The organism is Gaoshiqia sediminis (assembly GCF_025907915.1).
GTDB lineage: Bacteria > Bacteroidota > Bacteroidia > Bacteroidales > Prolixibacteraceae > Gaoshiqia > Gaoshiqia sediminis.
Window position 1 is genome coordinate 1 of record NZ_JAPAAF010000079.1, and the last position, 4,818, is coordinate 4,818.

The 4,818-nt window shown below is 52.0% G+C and carries 2 protein-coding genes; one reads left to right on the plus strand and one right to left on the minus strand.

Annotation, left to right across the window (positions count from 1 at the left end; translation table 11 throughout):
- Positions 1–416: 416 nt before the first annotated feature.
- Positions 417–2,606 (minus strand): glutamine synthetase III family protein, encoded by a 2,190-nt coding sequence (locus tag N2K84_RS19945; RefSeq protein ID WP_282593595.1) that lies wholly within the window; start codon positions 2,604–2,606, stop codon positions 417–419.
- 550 nt (positions 2,607–3,156) lie between these two features.
- On the opposite strand from N2K84_RS19945, the gene N2K84_RS19950 reads away from it, so the two are divergent.
- Entirely contained in the window at positions 3,157–4,368 is a 1,212-nt protein-coding gene (locus N2K84_RS19950; RefSeq protein ID WP_282593596.1) for a glycoside hydrolase family protein, read from the plus strand.
- The last annotated feature ends 450 nt before the right edge of the window (positions 4,369–4,818 follow it).

Sequence of the window (4,818 nt, forward strand, 5' to 3'; positions counted from 1 at the left end):
AGCTAAGTTCAACGAGTGATTTCCTCGTTCCTCGGAACTTCTCGTTTGCACTAAGCTTTCAGTTTGATTCCGGCCTCGATAAAAATAGGCCGCTCTTCAGCCTCCAACGTTCGGTACTTATTTAAACTGGGGTTACACGAAAATAAGGTTTTAATAAAGATATCTATCTGCACACAAGGCTACTAAGGTTGAGGAAAATAAAATAAGGTTTTTGGGTTCATCATTGACCAACAGGTTCTGAACCGCTATTAAATGGGCGTGCCTTTTCTCTTTCAGTGGGAAGGTTACGACATGTCGTGACCGTACGGGCCGCTGCGATTCGGAAATCGGAAATCCGCGATTAAAAATCACGGCACCCAACAAAAAAACCCGGCACTGAGGCCGGGTTCGTTGGTAATTATGCACACGCTTGTTCCTTATTTCACAAAAAGCAGCTCCCTGTATTTGGGCAGCGGCCACAGCTCATTGTCAACAGCCAGCTCCAGCTTGTCGATATGGTAGCGGATATCGTTCAGGTACGGCTGCACAGTCAACTCGTAAGCCTTGGCCTTTTCGATGGTATCTTCAATGACGTTGGCCACCTTGCGGGCTTCCACCATCTCTTTCACCTTCGCCTTGATGGCCGAAACATGTCCGCCAATCTCGCGGATCAGCTCTTTTCGTCCGGCTGCCAGGCTTTCAAATTCCTCCGGAGAAAACACCTCCTTCAGGTTGCGCACATTGGTGAGCAGGGTGGTTTGGTACTCCACAGCTGTGGGCACAATGTGGTTGATGGCCAGGTCGCCGAGCACCCGTGCTTCGATCTGGATCTTCATGGTAAACTTCTCGTACTCCACTTCAGCGCGGCTTTCCAGCTCTTTCTCACTCAACACGTCCATCTTTTCAAACAGTTTCTTCACGTCCTTCCGGGTGTATGCCGAAATGGCCTCGGGCACGCTCTTCACATTGGTCAGTCCGCGTTTGGCAGCTTCCTGCACCCACTCTTCGCTGTAGCCATTGCCGTCGAAACGGATCGCCTTCGACTCAATGATCAGTTGTTTCAACACCTGGAAGATCGCTTCGTCTTTCTTCACCCCTTTTTCGATCAGGCCATCCACTTCAACCTTGAACTGCTCCAGTTGGGCAGCCACCACGGTATTCAGGGCAATCATCGCGCCGGCGCAGTTGGCCGAAGAACCCACGGCCCGGAACTCAAAGCGATTGCCGGTGAAAGCAAAAGGCGAGGTACGGTTGCGGTCGGTATTGTCGAGGATGATTTCGGGGATGCGCCCGATGTTCAGTTTCAGCGCTGTCTTTTCGTCCGGCGTCATCTTACGGTCCACCACCGCCTCTTCCATCAGGTTAAGCATGGTGCTGACTTCGGTGCCCAGAAATACCGACAGGATGGATGGCGGAGCCTCGTTGGCGCCCAGACGGTGGGCATTGCCGGCCGACATGATGCTGGCCCGGAGCAAGTCCTGGTTATCGTAAACAGCCTTGACCGTATTGATCACGAAGGTCAGGAACTGCAGGTTCGATTTGGGATTTCTTCCCGGCGAATACAGGTTAACGCCCGTGTCGGTGGTCAGCGACCAGTTGTTGTGCTTTCCTGAACCGTTCACCCCGGCAAAGGGTTTTTCGTGAAACAGCACCTGGAACTTGTGGCGACGGGCGATCTTTTTCATGATGTCCATCAGCAGCTGGTTGTGGTCGTTGGCCAGGTTGGCTTCTTCAAAAATGGGGGCCACCTCAAACTGGTTCGGGGCAACCTCGTTGTGACGAGTTTTCACGGGAATGCCCAGCTTATAGGCTTCGTTCTCCAGATCTTCCATGTAGCGATATACGCGCGTCGGGATTGAGCTGAAGTAGTGGTCGTCCAGCTGCTGGTCTTTCGACGAAGCATGTCCCATCAGGGTACGGCCGGTCAGCACCAGGTCGGGACGAGCCATGTACAGGGCCTCGTCAATCAGGAAATATTCCTGCTCCCAGCCCAGGTTGGTCTGCACCTTGGTCACCGTTTTGTCGAAGTACTGACAAACAGCCGTGGCCGCTTTGTCCACAGCGCCGAGCGCCCGCAGGAACGGTGTTTTATAGTCGAGCGCCTCGCCGGTATAGGAGATAAACACGGTGGGGATACACAAGGTGCCGTCCACGATGAAAGCAGGCGACGAGGCATCCCAGGCCGTATAGCCACGCGCCTCGAAAGTCTGACGGATTCCGCCGCTGGGGAATGACGAGGCATCGGGTTCCTGCTGCGACAGCACTTTTCCGGAGAAAGCCTCGACCACGCCACCACCTTCTGCATGTACAATAAAGGCGTCGTGCTTCTCGGCCGTACCATCCGTCAACGGGTGAAACCAGTGTGTGTAATGCGTGGCGCCATTTTCGGTGGCCCAGGCTTTCATGCCCTGCGCTACCTGGTCGGCCATCTTACGGTCAACCGCCGTACTGTTGTCGATGGCATCGCTAACAGCTTTGTACGCTTCTTTCGACAGGTATTTTTTCATTTTCGGGCGATCAAACACGTTGATGCCGTAGAAGTCGGAGGTGAGGTTGTCCTCACGTTTCACTACAAGCGGTTCACGGTTCAGGACCGCTTCCAATGCTTTGAATCTGAATTCAGCCATTTCGGTTTATTTACGTTATTTATTTTGAATGATTTTGTGCGACCATATAACTTTTCAAAAATACGCAATTTTGAAATCAACCTTCATTTTTTGAGTGTTTTTATTGAATTTTAATCGCTTTTTCACAAACAAAGGTGTCATTTTTAGCACTGGCCTCAAATTTTTATATCTTTTTCACTATTGCCCGACGAAAAAATATATTTCATCCCTGCGGCCCGTTGATCCGTCTGTGCAATTTCCCTCGGAGCTATGACATGTGGGTCACGACGTGTCTTAACCTTACCTGGCTTTCCCCTGTTGAGGCGTTTCGGATCTTATCCGGCGCGTAGGGCCACGGTATGCCGTGGCCAGGCGGATGGTATGCCGTGGCCCTACGGATCGCGTGCCGTAGGGACTTTAACCAATATTTGCTATTTTTGAAAACAGCCAGGACCGCCGGTGGAAGTTTTCAGTTATTTTTTCGAAAACCGGAAATCGGAGAAACCCGTCTGAAGGTATTCGTTCCTGACTGAACCGATCATCCAAAACGAATCGACTAAAACAAACCCTTATGAAGCTTGAAATGCCCGCTATGTTGAAACGAAGCCCGCTGATTGTTGCCTTTTTACTCATGGCCACAGCCGGAATTTCATCTCCCCCTGAACGCCAACCCGACCGGAGGAAACTTATCGAAAACACGATCCCACCAACCGTTCAAGCAACAACGGGAAGACCGACAGGCAAGGCTGCCGGTTCCGGTAAAAACGAAAAAGGTCAGCCCCCCATTCAGGGGAAATCGTTAAAAATGATCTCCGAACACCAGGGACCGGTGATTGGCCCCAACCATCCCGATGTACTGGCCAGCAACAATGGCGCCGGCTTCGAAACCGGACAGATGGTTAAGCACAACGGCTTCTATCACCTGTTTATCAACGAGATGTTTAACCGTCCACACCGCGACCTGCGCATTGCCTACTGGACCAGTACGGATGCAATTCACTGGGAACGTCAATCCACCCTGGTTGAGAGTATCCCCGGAAGAACCCCCACCAATCCGCGGTCGGAAGTTTGGGTGACCGGCGTTGAATTTAATACGGACGAAGATGCCTGGAACCTGTTTTACGTGGCCTACCGGGCAGGCAACAAAGAACTGGGGGAGCAGGAAGAAAGCGATTATGCCGGAAGGATCTGGCGGGCCAAATCGGTTGTACATGGCATGGACGGGATTGCCGGGCCGTATGCCGACATGGGAATCGTCCTGCAGCCGGATGAAAATTCACAGGAGTGGGAAGGACAGCAGGCAGTGGCCACGTTCAACCCCTACCGGGTTGGCCGCACCTGGTTTGCCTTTTACGACGGGCATAACCATGTTCCCCGTGGCCCCTGGCCGGTGGGACTGGCCACAGCGCCCAAACTCAGCGGTCCCTGGACGCGGATGCCGGAAGGGTTCAACCCGGTGCCGATTGCCGAAGAGTTTCTTGAAAACCCCCAGGTGACTGAACTGCGTGGTGGTGGTTTTCTGGCGGTATTCGATTCGTTCGGTGATCAGGAAATTTCCTACAGCCTTTCGGACGACGGTATTGTTTGGACTCCGGAAGTCCGCGTGAAAGTACAGTCCGACAAAAACTTATGGGCAGCCAACGGCGACCATGCCATGCGCACTCCCCTGTGCGCCCTGGAAGAGGAAGACGGTACGTTTACTGTCATCTACACGGCGCTCATGAACCTGGAAGACAAAAAGTTCTACGCCGTGGGCAAGTGCACCCTGGCCTGGGAAGAATAGAAGAATAGGACGCAGACCTTGGGAAGGATGAATGATGAATGTCGAATGATGAATGGGGCGCGTTGCACCGAAGAATAGGACGCAGATAACGCGGATAAATTTTGATATTTATGATTTAATGAGTAATCCTTTACGCAGGCATTTCCCTTCACCGATCCACGCAGATGGCCCTGCGGGCTTTGAAAAAAACCTTATTCAATTGCCCAACCTTAGTAGAAAAAAATACCGCACCTGACCTCGGCCTGCCCTTCGTTTGAGCAAAGCGGTAACGAAGGGCCAGCGGTATTGGGGTTTATAACCCACCGAAAGTTGAATGCAATCGGAAATATTTCAACCGGAAACATGCGATGGGGCGTTGCCCCAAACCCCAATCCCTTTTTTGTCTTGACACCAAAAAGGAATCAAAAAAAGTCAAGGCTCATTTTTATCTTCACTCCTCCATCTTCCTGA